The following is a 16,803-nucleotide window of genomic DNA, read 5'->3' as shown; positions in this document are numbered from 1 at the left end:
TTATGCAAATAAATTTAAATGATAAAACAAGAAAAATCACTATTCAAGATGATAATGGTAAAGAAACAGAAATTACTATTTTATTTGATTTTGAAGAAAATGGCGATACATATTTATTAGGTGTATTAGCAGATTTAGAAACTGTTGTTGGTTTAAAAAAACAAAATGACATATATATAGAAATTCCAGAAGATGAGTGGGAAATCGTTGAAGAAGTATTTAATGATTTTTTAGAAAATAATGAAATTATCACTGAATAATACAATATTATTTAAAACAAATGAAGAAATCCCAAATACATCTTGGCCTGCTTGAAAAATCATTTTACTTATTTCAGTTTTTGTTGTCTTTTTTATTGGATTATTTACTTATATTTATTTACATAAAAAAGTTAAAAAAATCAAAGAAAAATACTTTTTAGACCAAGAAAATGAAATTTTATTAAAAGCTTCAGAAAATAATAAAAATTTTGGAACTATTATTACTAATCTAGAAAAAGAAACTACTAATCCTTTAGCAAATCCTATTCTTACTGCTTTTTTATTAAATACTTTTATTGTCAATAATTTTACAAGTGTTTTTATTGATGATAAATATGATAATTACTTTGCTAAAACCATTTCACTAAGTACAAATACTAAATTCATTACAATAACAAATAATAACAGCAATGATTTTATTTATAAGAAACAATTAGATACAAAAAATGATATGATTATTTTATTAAATCAAGAATCAGATGCTATAAATTATTTAGAAAAAAACTTAAATTTTTTAAATGATAAAGGAATGTGTATTTTCTTATATAATAAATACAATAAAAAAGAAGTAAATGATATTTTGAATTATCTTTATGACAAAAAAACATATAAATTTGAAAAAAATAAAATAAAATCATTTAATTTGATTTTAATCACAAATTATCACAAAAGGACACAATATGAATAATGCAGATAAAATTTATTTAACTCAACAATCATTAGAAGAGTATAAAAAAGAATTAGAACATCTACAAAATGTCATTAGACCACAAGTTATTGAAGAAATTCGTGATGCTCGTAGTCAAGGTGATCTATCAGAAAATGCTGAATATGATGCAGCAAGAGAAAAACAAGGACAAATTGAAGCAAGAATTACTGAAATTCAACATATTTTAGATAATTATGAAATCATTGATCAAAGTTCAGTAAAATCAATTGCTCAAATTGGATCAACTGTCACATTTCAAATGAAAAATGATAAATCTATTACTAAAACAATACAAATTGTAGGTTCACTAGAAGCAAATCCTTTTGAACAAAAAATTTCTAACAATAGTCCACTAGCAAGAGCTCTTTTAGGTCATAAAGTTGGAGATCAAGTGGAAGTTGATGTAGATAAAAAATATGAAATTATAATTAAAAAAATTAATTAATTGAAAAAACTCCTTATATGTGTTAAATTCTAAAAAAATTAGATGTTAATACAAAAAGGAGTTTTTTAAAAAATACTTATTAAAAATAAAATTTATTTTTATAAAATTAAAAATTTTTAGTAAAATAAAAAACAAAAATAAAGGAGGGATAAAAATGATTATTGGAATAAGTGGAATGATCGCAAGTGGAAAAACTAGTTTATCAGAAAAATTACATAAACATTACAAAACTTCGAAAATGTTACATGAATTTGAAGAAGATGATGAAGTTTTTAATACTTTTTTAAAATGATTATATGAAAAGAAACCTAATCTTACAATCGGTTTTCAATCATATATAGTAGAAAATCATTCAGCAAAATTTGCAGATATTTTACAAGAATATAAAACGCAAAATTTAGATATTACAAAAGACCACATCTTTTTAGATAGATTTAGTATTGAACATTATATTTTTGCGAAAATTATTTTAAAAGATAAACCTAACAAATATTTAGAAGCTTATGATGCTTTATTTCAAAAGTTAATAACAAATGAAGAATTACCAGATCTTGCAATATTTTTAGATATTAATTTTGAAACATTTAAAAAACGTATTTTTAAACGAGGAAGAGAAACTGAAGTAGATAACTGAGATAAAAATGTTGAATATTTTAAAACATTACACAAACATTATTATGAATTCTTTTTAGAACTTGTTACTAAATTTAAATTAAATCATATTGTTATTGATGCAAACGATTTAAATGAAAAAGAATTAAGTGAAAAGGTTATTGAAATAATTGATCAACAAGCAAGACAATTAAATGAGGAATAAAAATGCAAATAGATAGTAGAATGGATAAAATTTTATTTTCACAAGAACAGTTAGAAACAAGAATAAAAGAATTAAGTAACTGAGTAAATGAAACATATAAAAATTCAAATGATTTAATTATTGTGGGAATTTTAAAAGGTTGTATTCCATTTTTAGCACAACTAATTAAAAATATTAATGTTGATTTTATATTAGATTTTATAACTATTAGTTCTTATAACGGGGGTACAAAATCTTCTGGTTCTGTTAAAGTTTTATTAGATTTAGCAAATGACATTGAAAACAAAGATGTTTTAGTTATAGAAGATATAGTTGATACAGGTAGAACTATATCAAAAACAATTGATATTTTAAAAAGTAGAAATCCAAAATCATTAAAAGTTCTTACATTATTAGATAAACCAGCAGGAAGACAAAACGATTTTAAAGTTGATAATTGTGGTTTTGTTGTTCCTAATGTATTTATAGTCGGTTTTGGTTTTGACTGAAATGAAAAAATGAGAAATATCCCTTACATTGGAACTTTAAAACCTGAATTAATAAAGAAGTCATAATCGACTTTTTTTATTTATCTAATAAGTGTCAAGCATTTTTGCTTTACATTGAAAATTTTGTGGTAAAATATTATTACTATCCAAAAACATACAAAAGAAAGGACCACAATGGTTAAATTAAGATTAAAAAGAAATGGTAAAAAATTTAATGCCATTTATAAAATAATTGTAGCAGACTCACGTTCACCACGTGATGGACGTTTTATTGAAGAAGTAGGATTCTACAATCCACATAGTAAAGAAATTAAATTAAATGAAGAATTAATAACAAAATGACTAAATCAAGGTGCACAAGTTAGTGATACAGTTAGAACACTTTTGAAAACTAATAATTTCTATCAAAATTACACAAAAAATCGTAGTAAATAAGTATGAAATTCAATATTTTGACTTTATTTCCAGAATACTTTGAAAATTTTAAAACACTTTCAATTATGAAAAAAGCAATTGAATTAGGACATATAAGTATAAATGTAATAAATTGACGAGAATTTTCAACTGAAAAACATAAAAAAGTTGATGATAAAGTTTATGGTGGAGGACAAGGAATGCTTTTACAAGTTGAACCAATAGAATTAGCATTGCAAACGGTTGGAGGTAAAAAAATTCTATTAAGTCCCCAAGGTAAAACTTTTACTCAAAAAATGGCTCGTGAATTTGCAAAACTTGATGAAATTACATTAATTGCAGGTCATTACGAAGGTTTTGATGAAAGAATTTTAAATTTTGTTGATGAAGAAATTAGTGTTGGTGATTATGTTTTAACTGGAGGAGAAATTCCTGCTATGTTAATAACTGATGCAATTGCAAGATTAACACCTGGTGTAATTAGAGAAAATTCCCACTTAGAAGAAAGTTTTGAAGGTGATGGATTATTAGATTTTCCGCAATATACAAGACCAAGTGAATATAAAGGTTTCAAAGTTCCTGAAGTATTATTAAATGGAAATCATGCAAAAATAAAAGAGTGAAGAGATAAAGCAAAATATCAAAAAACTTTAAAAAATAGACCAGATCTTATTGAAAGGATTAAAAATGAGAAATAAATTAATTGAATTAGCAGAACAAAAACAAATTAGAAATGACTTACCTGAATTAAAAGTTGGATACAACGTTAGAGTTCATGTAAGAATTAAAGAAGGGGATAAAGAACGTATTCAAGTATTTGAAGGTTTAATTATCGCTTTAAGTGGAGAAGGAACTGCTAAAAACTTCACAGTTCGTAAAAATAGTTATGGAATTGGTGTTGAACGTGTATTTAAATATAATTCTCCTTTAATTTCACACGTTGAAATCACTCGTAAAAATAAAGTTCGTAGAGCTAAATTATTTTACATGAGAAATCTTAAAGGTAAAGCTGCAAGACTTAAAGAAATTAAAAACACAAAATAATAATTTAATGTTTGTTTTTAGATAAAAAAAAGAAATAGCTATTTAGTTAAGCTATTTTATTTTTTCTTTTTTTAACAAAAAATACTCCAAATATAATAATATTTATATTATGTATAAATTAATAATAGTCGAATCACCAAATAAACAAGCTACAATTCAAAAGTACTTAGGTTCAGAATACAAGGTCTTAGCATCTGTAGGTCATATATTGAAATTGTCAACCAAGGGAAGAGAACAATTTGGAATTGATTTTGATACATGAGAACCTAAATATGAAGTTGAAAAAGGTAAAAAAAGCGTTATCGATAATTTAAAAAAAGAAGCCCAAAAATCTTCTGAAGTTTTAATTGCAACTGATCCCGACCGTGAAGGTGAATCAATTGCTCAAAATTTAGTAGATTGTTTAGGTATAGAAAATAAATATCACCGAATTACTTATAATGAAATAACCAAACAAGCAATTTTAGATGCAATAGATAATCCTCAACAAATAAATAAAAATTTAGTTGAAGCACAAAAAGCAAGACGAATGTTGGATCGAATTATTGGTTTTAAATTATCTAAATTGATGAAACAAACTACCAAAAATCAACCCACAAATCCAAGTGCTGGACGTGTTCAATCAATTGCTTTAAAATTAGTTTGTGATCGTGAAAAAGAAATTGAAAATTTTAAACCTATACAATATGAAACAATAAGTGCAGAAATTGAAAATAATGTTACAGCACAACTTTATTTAAAACCTAGTGTTTTTAAAAATAATAACACATGATTAACATCAGAAATTGCATCTCAAGCAATTAATTCTCAAAGTAATTTCTTAACTGTTACAGAATATAAAATATCAACTAAAAAAGATTCAGTAGTAACTCCATTTAAACAATCAGCACTTTATCGTGAAGCAAAATATTCTTCAAAAATAGTTCAAGATGCGGCACAAAAACTTTTTGAACGTGGTCTTATTTCTTATCCAAGAACAGATTCAACAAGAATGAATGATAAATTTGTATCATCATCAAAAAAATTTATCGAAAAAAAATATGGTAAAGACTATGTTGCAAAACAAGTAAAAGGATTTTCAGGTTCACAAGATGCCCATGAAGCCATTAGACCAACTGATTTAGAATTAACACCAGAAAAAGCTAAAATAGAACATCAATTGGATAATTATTTATTTTACATATATGAATTAATTTACAACAAAACATTAATGTCACTAATGAGTGTACCTGTTAGAGAAATTTATTCATATAATCTTTTAGATAATGAATCAAATTATAAAATGTCTTTTTCAAAAATTCTTTTTAAAGGTTATAGTGTAATTAAAGAAAATGATGAAGAACAAAAAAATATTCCAAAATACGAAGTTGGTTCAAAAATACCAGTAAAAAAATATATACATGAAACAAAACAAACACAACCACCAGCAAGATACAGTGAAGGACAACTTATAGAAAAACTAGATAATATTAAAGTTGGACGCCCTTCTACTTTTGCAACAACAATTAAAGTCATTAAACAACGTTTATTTGTAGAAAGTAATAAAAATATTTTAACACCAACTGAATTTGGTAAAGTTATTATTGAAAAATTAGTTACAAACTTTAAAACAATTATAAATGAAGATTATACAAGTAAAGTTGAAGAACAACTAGATGAAATTGCAGAAGGAAAAGGTAAAGAAGGAAAAGAAAAACTAATGGAAAGTTTTTGAGAAAGTTTTTCAAAAACATTTGATGAAGTATCTAAAAAAATTGAAATTAGCACTTTAAGTATTCAATATAATGGTGAAACATGTCCATTATGTGGCAATAAATTATTATTTAGACATAATAAATCAAATCGTCAAAGATTTATAGGATGTGAAAATTTTCCAAAATGTAAATTCACTAAATCAGACGAAACAGCACCTAAAAAGAGAACATTTTATAAAAAGAAATCAGAATAAATGAAAAAAACATTAAATAAAAAATATTTATGAGTAAGTTTGATTTCTCTTTTTTCTTCTAGTGCTATTGCTGGTGTCATTTATTTTGTATATTACAATGCTAAAATAACTCATATTGAAAAATACTCAGATAAAGAATATCAACAAGACCAAGAAAAAATAATATTAAGTCCTACATCATTTAATAATATTCAATCTGCACAACAAATATTTAATAATTTTCAAATATGAAAAAAAAATAATCCAAATGAACCCGTAAATAAATTTATTTCCGGAAATGTTAATATTAAATTAACACCTAGACAACAACAAAATATGGAAATTACATTTACAGATTTAAAATATGATGAAAATGATGCAGAAAATATAATAGTGGATTTATCTATTCAAGATAAAAAACATAAATTTAAAAAAATTAATATAAAAAATAGAAAAATAAATATTTATAATAGTTCTTATAATTATGAAAATAATGATCAATTAAAAATAGAATTAAATAAAAATAAAAATGAATTAAAAAATATTATTTCTAATAGCAATTCAACTCAAGATAATTATTTTAGTTCTGAAGCATTTAAAAATGCGGTGTTTCAATGATTTATAAAAATAGCAAATCAAAATAGACCTAATATTTTTTCTCAAAAAGATTATGATATTGTAAAAGCTGATAATGAAGATTATGTAAAATACACAACTAAAAGTGAAAGAAATCTTTTAGTAATTGATTTTAACTTTGTGTCTAAAGATAAAAAAATCATTGAAAAAAATAGAATCCAATATTATGTATCATAAATAAATTTAAATATAAAAAAGATCTCATTTTAAAATGAGATTTTTTATGTTTTTTAAGAAACTAAAAAATAGATTGATAAAATATTAATTACAAAGAATTATTAAATTAAAAAGAGGTTATATGAATAAAAAAATTATCTTAAAATTTAGCATGTTATCTGTTTCATTTTGTTTACCAATATTAATGGTAAGCTGTTCAAATCAAAATAATTTTGATAATCAAAAAAGAATATTAAAAGAAAGAGTTAAAAAATTTGTTAAAGATAGTCAAAAACGTGAATATTTTGAACAAAAAATAAATCAAATTAGCTCACAAGAAGATGAAATTAGTATTTCAAACGAAATTAATGATTTTATTAATTCACAATCAAAAAATAATAAGCAGCAAATAAACGATAATAATCAATCTATACAAAAAGAAGACAAGCAAAATTCTCAAACAAATCAAAATTTTAAAAAAGATGAAGATAAACAATTAGATAATACAAATAATCCTCAAACTAATGAAATTGCCAACAAAAATGATGATCCAAAAATAAATAATACAAATAACCAAACAACAAATCCAGAAACTAAAAAAGAAAAAACAAATACAGAACATTCAGTTGAATCTTCAAAGAAAACAAATGAACAATCACAAAATAAATCTAATAATAATGTTGCAGCAACTACTCAAACACCAACAATAACTTCACTTATATTAAATAATAATTCCATTACTCAAAACTCAGTACAATATTTTATAACTATTCAAAATGTATCAAATTTATTAGTAAAAAATTATAAATTATATGCAAAACTAAGTAATACAGATAATAAATTTATTGCTACAAATATTACTGAAAATAATAATAATATTAATGCTGAATTTCACTTTATTAATTTAATGTCTAATACTAATTATCTTATTGAATATATAAAACTTATTAATAATGAAAACCAAGAAATTTTACTAGAATTGCCACAAAATTCAAATTATCAATTTACAACCAAACAAATCAATACAAATAACTTAGATAAATCACTAAAAAGTAGTTTAGAATATGGAAATACAGTATCTTTACAACAAGCAAATGAATATTCTAATGAAGATAAAAATATTAAACAATATTCACAAAATATCCTTGATAAAAATAATTTAAAAACAAAAAATGTTGCATATAGAGATTACTTTGAAGTATTAGATTCCAACTATGTATGATCAGAATCTAACGATAATGACTTAACACTACACAATAATCAAACACTACATATAAAAAATATTGTTCTAAATCAAAATAAGGTATTCATAAATACTATGGAAAATTTAAATAATAGTATTCCATTAAAAATTTTAATAAAAAGTTGAAATGATAAAAAACCTTGAAGTAAATGAATAGATGTTTCATATGATAATTCAAATATTAATTTTAATTATGATAACTTAAATAATAAAATCAGTAAATTTATTATTACACAAATTAAATACCAAAATAATGATGTATCTCGTGTTGCTTTTGATAATAAAAATGTTTTTGATAATCAAATGAAAATTAATTCATTAACTATATCTAATTTTGAATTATATAAAGATGAACCAAATAAAAATATTTTTGCTACTCTTGCACTAAATCTTGATAAAAATCAACTAAATTTTATTAGAGATAAAATAATAGCTCTAACCTTTGAAACAAAAGAAAAAATTGTTCAATTACAAAAAGATTTATTTGGTGCAACTAAAAATGAAGAAGATAAATTTAACAAAGAATATTCAGTGCCACATAAAAAAAGAATTTATTTAACATATGATCAATTAAGTAAGTTTAAATTAAATGGTCTTCAAGAAAAAATCTTCTATAAATTAAGTGAAATTGAAATTTTAAATACTGATTATAGTCCTGTTTTTACACCTTTTAAAGTAAATAATCAAGAATATTTTGCTTTTAATTTTAATTGAAATTCAGATCATAAATTAACAAATCAATTATCAGAGCAAAATAATAACATAAATAAAATTTCTAAATCTAGTTTAGTTAATGGTACAAATAAAAGCGAAAAAATTGATTTTTCAATCGAGAATTTATCAACTTTAATTGATTATAATTTTGAAAAACACAATTTTTTAACTAGATATCCAAATCATAAAAATAAAAAAGTTTTTACAAAAGATTATAAAATTACAAAAAATGGTATTAATCAAGACCTACATTGATTTAAAACAAGAAATTTACTTGCAAAACAAATTTTTTCAATTTCTGAAAATCAAAAAACAGCAACAATTCATAAACGTTTAGATTCAATTCAAAATCTAAACAAATTACCATTAGAAAATGTATTATTATGAATTAGTTTACAACTAAATACTAATCCAATTAATGCAAAATTATGAACAGAATTTAATGATATTCAATCTCGTATTAGAATTCCCATTTCATTAAAAATATTAAAAGAAAATAATCATATTGAAGATGTTGATTTTCTTTTTGATTATGTCAGCGAAAATCCTCAATTTCAACAAGATTTAGCAACAAAAATAAAATCATTAGTACGTTTTAATATTGATTTAAAAGGTGATGATTTAGAACTTATTCTTAAAAATAGAGATGGTTATGATACAACATTTTCAAATAATGTTGCTCAACATAATACAGCTATAAATCATTCAATTTTTATTAGTAATGCTGATTTATTTGTTCATTGAATTCAAGATACAAATACTCCAAAAATACTATCTTTTAAAGAAGTTGAAACAGTTGATAATTTATCAATTAAACCAACTACTACTGCTTTTAATGATACATATGAATTAAAAACCAAGACCAAATATGTATCTGGTGGACAAATTACTAATAAATTAGAAATTAAAAATGCACTAACTTCAGCTCCTTCACCAGAAGAAACAGGTAAGAGAGTATTTAAAGAAGATAATAACTTTGCAATTAATCAAGCACGTAAACGTGTGTTTTCACTTTCAAATAAATCAGATGGTACTTGAAATATAATTGCAAAAGTCAATAATGATCCAAATGATTATAGATTTTGAACTTTTGCTAATTATCATGTTTGAGATACTAATATTTCTGATAAATCACGTTTATTTACTCACAAACAAACTTCAGATTTTGGAAATGATAAATATTTAGTTACTAATGGACAATTAGTTGTACCTACTTTGATTAATAAAACTGATAATCATCAAGGACCAATTTATTCAAAAGCCTCAGAATTACCTAATCTACCAGTAAATGGAAATTTATATGACTTTAATTTTAGTAATGAAAATAAAGGTATAAGTTATGAACTAATTGCAGCTTATACTGGAAAAATTAAAAATAATTTCGATAAGTTACGTGATAATGAAGGATTTAGTGTGAATGTAAATGAATCTAATCCACTATGGCAAGCTGATTTAGTTATTGCCATTGTAGATTTTAAAGTTATTTTTGATAAATTTGCTAATCAAAATTTAAACACTTATCGAGAAAATGGTAAAAACTTAACGCAACAACAAATTAATGCTATTCAACATATTTTAGATTTTAAAACTATTGAGCCATTACAAATTTCAAAACAATCACGCTTTATGAATTCAGATAATAATCTTAATTTTTATATAGCATCATTACCTAAAGTTAATACTTCAACTAATCCAGATGGATATGCTAATGCAGCAAGATATAGAGAATATTTATTTGCTTTAAATACTTTAAAAATTTCATTAGCAGAAAAAGTTAGTGTGATGGATGGTTTTCAAGCAGCATCTTGATGAGAAACTAAATATTTTGATCTTTATTCAGGATCTTCTGGTTCAGGAATTTATGATTATCAAGGAAATTTAGTTGGTTTAAATAATCAAGGTACTCCTGCTCGGGTAAATAATTTTGCCTTTACAGAAACACAAAAATATTCATTTTTTGGAAATGATGATATTAATTATAATCCAGCTACTTTTTATCAAATAAATAAGAAATTAGCATATTTATATCCAAATGATTTTCAAGACATTTTCAAGCAAAATAAAAAACAAAACGCATAGTTTTTGTTTTTTTTACTTTGTGATTAATTATTTTTTAATTTCTTAATTTCTTCAGTATAAGAAAGATGTTTAGCTTCAAAGACTGTTAATTTTTCTTTAATTTCTTTTACTTTTTCAGCTTTTGCTTTTGCAATAAATTTGGGATTCTTTAACATATTAGTTGCAAATTCTATATCTTTTTCATTTTCTAAAATTAATTTTTCTAATCTATTAATTTCTAAATCTTTAGTTTCTTGGTCTAATAAAATATTAATAATAAAAGTTGAAGCTTGAATTAAGGTATCAGAATTTTCTTTGTATTTAAAATTTGCTAATTTTTCAATAATCAATTTATCATTTTTAGTTAATTGTTGATATGAAGTTGAATAAAATAAAATTTTAGATTTAGAAATGTTTTTAGTTTCGCGATATTTTCTAAGTTCTGTAATTATTTCAATAATTTTTGGAGTTTTTAAGTTTTTTCTTAATGGATAATTAATTTCTACATCTTTTAGATCTAAAATATTTTCATCATACATTATTTCATATAAATAATCAGTAGTAAATGGTAAAAATGGATGCATAAGAATAAGAACTTTTTTAAAGATTTTATGAACTAATTGACTATTAGGTTTAAATTTAAGAAATTCTAAATATCAATTACTAAATTCATTGATTAAGAATTTTTGGATATATTTATAACTAATACTAAAATCATATTTATTCATACTTATTGTTAAATTTTCTTCAAATTGTTTTAATTTGTCTAAAATTCAACTATCATAAGCATCATTTTTTTTGTCTTTTTGATTATCTATTTCTAAACTTTTTATATATCTTGCAATATTTCAAAATTTATTTACAAAAAGTTTTGAAGATTCTAATTTTTGTTCAGAATAATGAATATCTTGACCTGCTGTTAAATTAAATAATAAAGAAATTCTTAATACATCACTTCCGTATTTATCAATAACTTCGATTGGATCAATTCCATTTCCTAAACTTTTTGATAATTTTCTTCCTTGTGAATCACGAACTAATCCATGTAATAAAACTTGTTCAAATGGTATTTTTTGATTAAATTCTAACCCCATAAAATACATTCTAGCAACTCAGAAGAAAATAATATCATATCCTGTTACTAAAAGTTGTGTTGGATAATACCTTTTAAAATCAGTAGTTTTTTCAGGTCATCCTAAAAATACAAAAGGACTTAAACCACTACTAAATCAAGTATCTAAAACATCAGGATCTTGAATTCAACCTTCACCTGGATGTTCTAATGATACAATAGTACTATTACCTTTATAATATGCCGGAATTCTATGTCCTCATCATAATTGTCTTGAAATGGTTCAATCGTATGTTTTTTCCATTCATGATTTAATAACATCTTTAAAACGAGAAGGAATAAATTCAACAGCATTTTCAGATTCAAGATTATCAAGTAACATTTTTGACATCTCTTCCATTTTTAAAAATCACTGTGATCTTACTAAAATTTCAACAATAGCACCACTTCTTTCACTTATTCCAACATTTGATACAATATCTTCTGATTTTATTAAATAACCTTCAAGATCTAATTTTTTTGCAATTTTTTCTCTTGCATTTATTCTGTCTAATCCTTTGAATTCTCTAGCTAATTCATTTAATAAACCTTCTTCATTAATACATTCATTAATTTCCAAACCATTTTTTTCAATAATATTAATATCGTCAATAGCATGAGCTGATACTTTCATAATACCAGTTCCAAATGATATATCTATGTATTCATCACTTATAATTGGAATCAATTTTTTTGTTAAAGGATGAATTAATGTTTTATTTAAATGTTGTAAATATCTACTATCATTTGGATTAATTGCAACTGCAACATCACTAAATAATGTTTCAATTCTTGTAGTTGCTATTTCTAAATACTCATGTTCATTATCTTTAAAAGGATATTTAATATAATACATTTTTTGATTTTTGGATTCATTAATTACTTCAATATTACTTAATGCTGTTTTTTGAATAGGATCTCAATAAATTGGTTTTTTCCCTCGATATATTAAACCTTTATTATATAAACTAACAAAAACTTTTAATACTGCTTTATTAGCTTTTTCATCTAATGTAAAACGTTCTTTTGAATAATCTAGAGCTAAACCTAATTGTTTTCATTGTTCATCAATTAAATGTGAATGTTTATCTTTCCATTTTCAAACTTCTTCGATAAATTTTTCTCTTCCTAAACTGTGTTTAGAAATTCCTTGTTCTTGTAATAGTTTTTCCACTTTTGATTGAGTTGCAATACCTGCATGATCTTTAGCCGGTAAAAATAATGTATCATAACCTTGAATTTTTTTATATCTTATTATCGTATCTTGAATATATGTATCTAATGCATGGCCTATATGTAAAATACCTGTTACATTAGGAGGTGGTAAAATAATAGTAAATGGTCTTTTAGTATTATTATGTGTTTCAAACACTTTAGATTGAACTCATTTTTCATATCTATTTTTTTCTACTAATTTATGATTAAAGACTTTATCCATATGTTTTTGTATCTCCTCTTGTGTTTTTGTACTGAAGTTAGCAATAATAGTATCTGCTAATTCGTAATGATCTTCAACATTAATATTATTATGTGATTTTGTTTCTACATTAAATAAAATATTAAATAATTTTTCATCCTTGATTTGTTCTTTTGTTGATCAAGAAACTAAATTATTTCAGTTACAAAATACTTTATGACCTTTATCAACTTTAAAAAATTGTTTAGATAAAAATTTAGTAGCATTTAAAAAATAATTATTTAAAATTTCTTGACTAATATTATTTTTTAAAATATATTTTGTAACTGGGTGAATTGGATTTTTAATTATCAATGAACTTTTACCTTTTTCAATTATTTGTTCATTGTCAAAAATAATAGTATCCATTGAATATTTTGATGCTAAATGTATATCGTCTAAAAAATAAATTGCTGATATTTTATTTTCTAAAATATATTTATTTGTTGTTGTTAAAACATATTCCTTTTCAGATTGTTTTAATTTATTTATTAAATTACCAATTAATATAATTTTAGGTTTAAAATAAAAAATTTCAAATAATTCTAAGTTAATTAATATTTCGTTGTTAATATTATGAATTCTAGTTTCTAAATTTTTTTTTGAAATTTTATATTGATCTAAAAAATCATAAATAAATTGTTTTAATAAAAACGTATTTTTGGCTTCTTGTGAAGAATTTTTATTATTTATTACCTCAAATATTTTAAAAAGGCTTTCTTTATAGTGAGATAAATGTTCTTTTTGTTTTTTTAAATATTTATATTTTTTAGTTAAATTTGTTATTAATATTTCTTGATTGGGTTGCTTATTTGCAAATCCTAACCAATTCTGAAACTTAAGTTCAAATTGTTTAACTATTGTTTGAAGATATTCATAATTCTTATCAAATAATTTTTTTTCTTTTATAAGCTGGAATTGGATTTTTTGTTTAAATTTGTTATGATTAATTTCAAATTGTTCATTATTTCACGCTAAATCTAATTCTAATTCTTTTAACTGTAATTGTTGTTTACGTTTTTCAAAATTATTTTTTGTATTTTTAAAAGCCTCAGTTTTATAAAATTGATTTTTTAATACTTTTCAACTATTTTGAGAAATTATTTCTTTTTTTGCAAGTGCAAAATCTTTTTTGTTTTTGTTGATAATTCTTTTATATTCATCGAAAATGCTTTTAATTTGGTTTTTAATTAAAATAACAAGTTGCTTTTGATTTTTTTTGATTTTTCTTGGTTTTTGATCAAAAAATAATAAGAATTCAAATTCATTTATAAATTTTTTAATTTCTTCTAAAAATTCTCTTAGTTGAGTAGTTTCTAGTCATCTTAATTTAAAAATATTTTTTATTAAAAATTTTCATAATAATTTAAATGCTAAATATCTTTTTTGATAATATTCTTTTTCATTAATTTGATTTGCTATTTTAAATTTATGTAAATAAACATGTTTTTTAATAAGAATATCATTAATCATTTGAAAAAATACTTTCATTTTTTCATAATTATTGTTTTTATTTTGTTTTTTAAAAATAAAATATTTTTTTCACTTTGATTTTAATTTATTTTTATGATGAATTTCATTAGAAATTGATTCTCTTAACTTCAGAATCTCTTGTTTATTAAACAGTAAAATATTATTATCAATTAATTGTCCATAATTTTTATAATTTGTAAGTAAATTTTGTTCAATATCTTGAATATTATTAATAGAATTTTTAATTAATATACTAATAATATTTAATCAATCATCGAAATTATTAGAATTTAAATTCAAAGATATTTTTGTATATTTTTGAAAAAAATCATTAAAATAACTATTTTCTTTTTGTAAAAATGTATTTAAAGAATGAAAATAAATAATTTCAAGGTCTTTATAATATTCGGAAATAATTTTTTGATGTTTATGATTAAATTCTTCTTGTATTTTAGGTTTATTTTTAATAAGTAGTTCAAATCTTTTTTCAATATATTCTCTTAATCTTTTTGAAGAATAATTATTTTGAATAATATCAAAGTAAAAACCATAACTTAAATCATTTAAAAATTGTTTAATCTTTTTTTTGTTAGTGTTTAAAACTTCATTTTCATAAATTAAAAAACCTTGATAATTATAAAAATTATTTTCAAATGTTAGAGCTTTGAAAATTTTATTTTGAATGTATTTATTTTTATTAACTAATGATAAAATACTATTTTGGCTTAAATAAAAATCTAGTTGATCAAAATATATTTGGTTACTTTTTTTATTAAAATTACTTAAACTTATCGACTCAAGAACAATTTTTTTATCTAAATTCATTAATAACCTGTTACAGTTTTTGTATTTATTAATGGTGATATTATTCGATAAGCAGTAAAAATAACAATTAAATTAAATCACATCTTAGCTGGGCTTAATAATGTATGTGATGTTATATTAATTCAAAAATCTGTTTTTAATGATTGATAGTCACCTCATGATAACAAGATAACATTGGTAAATTCTAAAATTCCACAAAATGTTACAATCGCCATCATATCCATAAATCTTTGGTATTTTCTTCTTAGTACTAGTCTATAAATAGTAACACTTAAAATCATAGTAACAAAACCGCTTGTAGTTAATATTATATAAAATCATTTATTTTTTATAAATCTATTATTTTGGAAAACACTATCAGGAATATTTAAAAGTGTTACTATTATTATTAATATTTGAATACATAAAATAATTAATGTAGAAATATATGAAAAATTAATTAAACTTGTTGGTTTATTTTTAGATTCAATTACTATTAAATCAACTTCTTGTTTTGCTATTTTTTCTGAATAATTTTGTAATAAAACAAAATCACCAGCATTTAATGCTTCGTTATACTTTTTATTATAAAATGAAATTATTTCTTTATATTTATAAATTTTATAACGGGAATTAAATAATAAACCACCTAAATTAGAAAAATATCATAAAATTAAACCTGGAATAATACCTGCTATAGCAACTGCTAAAGTATATAAAACATTATAATAAGTAGGTACTAATGCAAAACTAATTAAATCAGCTAAAATTCCAGTAATAGCACCAATAAAAGGTCCAAATAAAAATCCTGTAATTTTTACTGGTAATCCGATAAATGAAAACTTAAAACTTGGTAGTGCACTAATTGGTACGATACGAACACTGATGATAAAAAATACAACACTAATAGCAATTAAAACTCCAACAAAGGCAATTTTTTTAGAATTTCACTTACTAAAATTAATGTGTGTTTGGCTTCTTAATCAACTCATATAATGTTTGATACCACCAGGAATTTTATCCATGAATACTCCTTAAATTTTCTATA

13 protein-coding genes are annotated in these 16,803 nt (G+C 22.3%); 11 read left to right on the top strand and 2 right to left on the bottom strand.

Annotation, left to right across the window (positions count from 1 at the left end; all coding sequences use genetic code 4):
• Positions 1–2: 2 nt before the first annotated feature.
• The 11 genes from HLA92_RS01180 to HLA92_RS01130 all read left to right on the top strand — a co-directional run bounded on the left by HLA92_RS01180 (position 3) and on the right by HLA92_RS01130 (position 10,932).
• Complete coding sequence (locus HLA92_RS01180; RefSeq protein ID WP_171112712.1) at positions 3–260, top strand: DUF1292 domain-containing protein; 258 nt, start codon at positions 3–5, stop codon at positions 258–260.
• Positions 241–948 (top strand): BC85_0335 family putative methyltransferase, encoded by a 708-nt coding sequence (locus HLA92_RS01175; protein ID WP_171112710.1) that lies wholly within the window; start codon positions 241–243, stop codon positions 946–948. Before HLA92_RS01180 ends, HLA92_RS01175 begins: the two co-directional genes overlap by 20 nt.
• Positions 941–1,414, top strand: coding sequence for a transcription elongation factor GreA (gene greA / locus HLA92_RS01170; RefSeq protein ID WP_171112709.1), 474 nt, complete (start codon positions 941–943; stop codon positions 1,412–1,414). Before HLA92_RS01175 ends, greA begins: the two co-directional genes overlap by 8 nt.
• Before the next feature lie 154 nt (positions 1,415–1,568).
• A complete protein-coding gene (locus HLA92_RS01165) occupies positions 1,569–2,231 on the top strand; it encodes a deoxynucleoside kinase (RefSeq protein WP_171112707.1) in 663 nt (220 codons plus the stop codon).
• Between the two features lie 2 nt (positions 2,232–2,233).
• Positions 2,234–2,785 (top strand): hypoxanthine phosphoribosyltransferase, encoded by a 552-nt coding sequence (hpt, locus tag HLA92_RS01160; RefSeq protein ID WP_171112705.1) that lies wholly within the window; start codon positions 2,234–2,236, stop codon positions 2,783–2,785.
• 108 nt (positions 2,786–2,893) lie between these two features.
• Positions 2,894–3,154 (top strand): 30S ribosomal protein S16, encoded by a 261-nt coding sequence (gene rpsP / locus HLA92_RS01155; RefSeq protein ID WP_171112703.1) that lies wholly within the window; start codon positions 2,894–2,896, stop codon positions 3,152–3,154.
• 2 nt (positions 3,155–3,156) lie between these two features.
• Positions 3,157–3,831: a tRNA (guanosine(37)-N1)-methyltransferase TrmD gene (gene trmD / locus HLA92_RS01150; RefSeq protein ID WP_171112701.1), complete on the top strand. Its 675-nt coding sequence runs from the start codon at positions 3,157–3,159 to the stop codon at positions 3,829–3,831.
• Entirely contained in the window at positions 3,821–4,177 is a 357-nt protein-coding gene (gene rplS / locus HLA92_RS01145) for a 50S ribosomal protein L19 (RefSeq protein WP_171112699.1), read from the top strand. The genes trmD and rplS overlap by 11 nt, the downstream gene beginning before the upstream one ends.
• A 109-nt stretch (positions 4,178–4,286) precedes the next feature.
• Complete coding sequence (gene topA, locus HLA92_RS01140; protein ID WP_171112697.1) at positions 4,287–6,125, top strand: type I DNA topoisomerase; 1,839 nt, start codon at positions 4,287–4,289, stop codon at positions 6,123–6,125.
• Positions 6,126–6,917 (top strand): hypothetical protein, encoded by a 792-nt coding sequence (locus tag HLA92_RS01135; RefSeq protein WP_171112695.1) that lies wholly within the window; start codon positions 6,126–6,128, stop codon positions 6,915–6,917.
• 121 nt (positions 6,918–7,038) lie between these two features.
• Positions 7,039–10,932: a hypothetical protein gene (locus HLA92_RS01130; protein WP_171112693.1), complete on the top strand. Its 3,894-nt coding sequence runs from the start codon at positions 7,039–7,041 to the stop codon at positions 10,930–10,932.
• 23 nt (positions 10,933–10,955) lie between these two features.
• Here the strand turns inward: HLA92_RS01130 and HLA92_RS03375 are convergent, their stop codons facing one another.
• Positions 10,956–15,776: a valine--tRNA ligase gene (locus HLA92_RS03375; protein WP_237023534.1), complete on the bottom strand. Its 4,821-nt coding sequence runs from the start codon at positions 15,774–15,776 to the stop codon at positions 10,956–10,958.
• Positions 15,776–16,780 (bottom strand): ECF transporter S component, encoded by a 1,005-nt coding sequence (locus tag HLA92_RS01120; RefSeq protein ID WP_171112691.1) that lies wholly within the window; start codon positions 16,778–16,780, stop codon positions 15,776–15,778. The genes HLA92_RS03375 and HLA92_RS01120 overlap by 1 nt, the downstream gene beginning before the upstream one ends.
• Positions 16,781–16,803 lie beyond the last annotated feature (23 nt).

The organism is Mycoplasma miroungirhinis (assembly GCF_013008815.1).
Lineage (GTDB): Bacteria > Bacillota_I > Bacilli_A > Mycoplasmatales > Metamycoplasmataceae > Metamycoplasma > Metamycoplasma miroungirhinis.
Note: the sequence above shows the minus strand (reverse complement) of the source record. Positions and strands in the feature narration are given on the sequence as shown.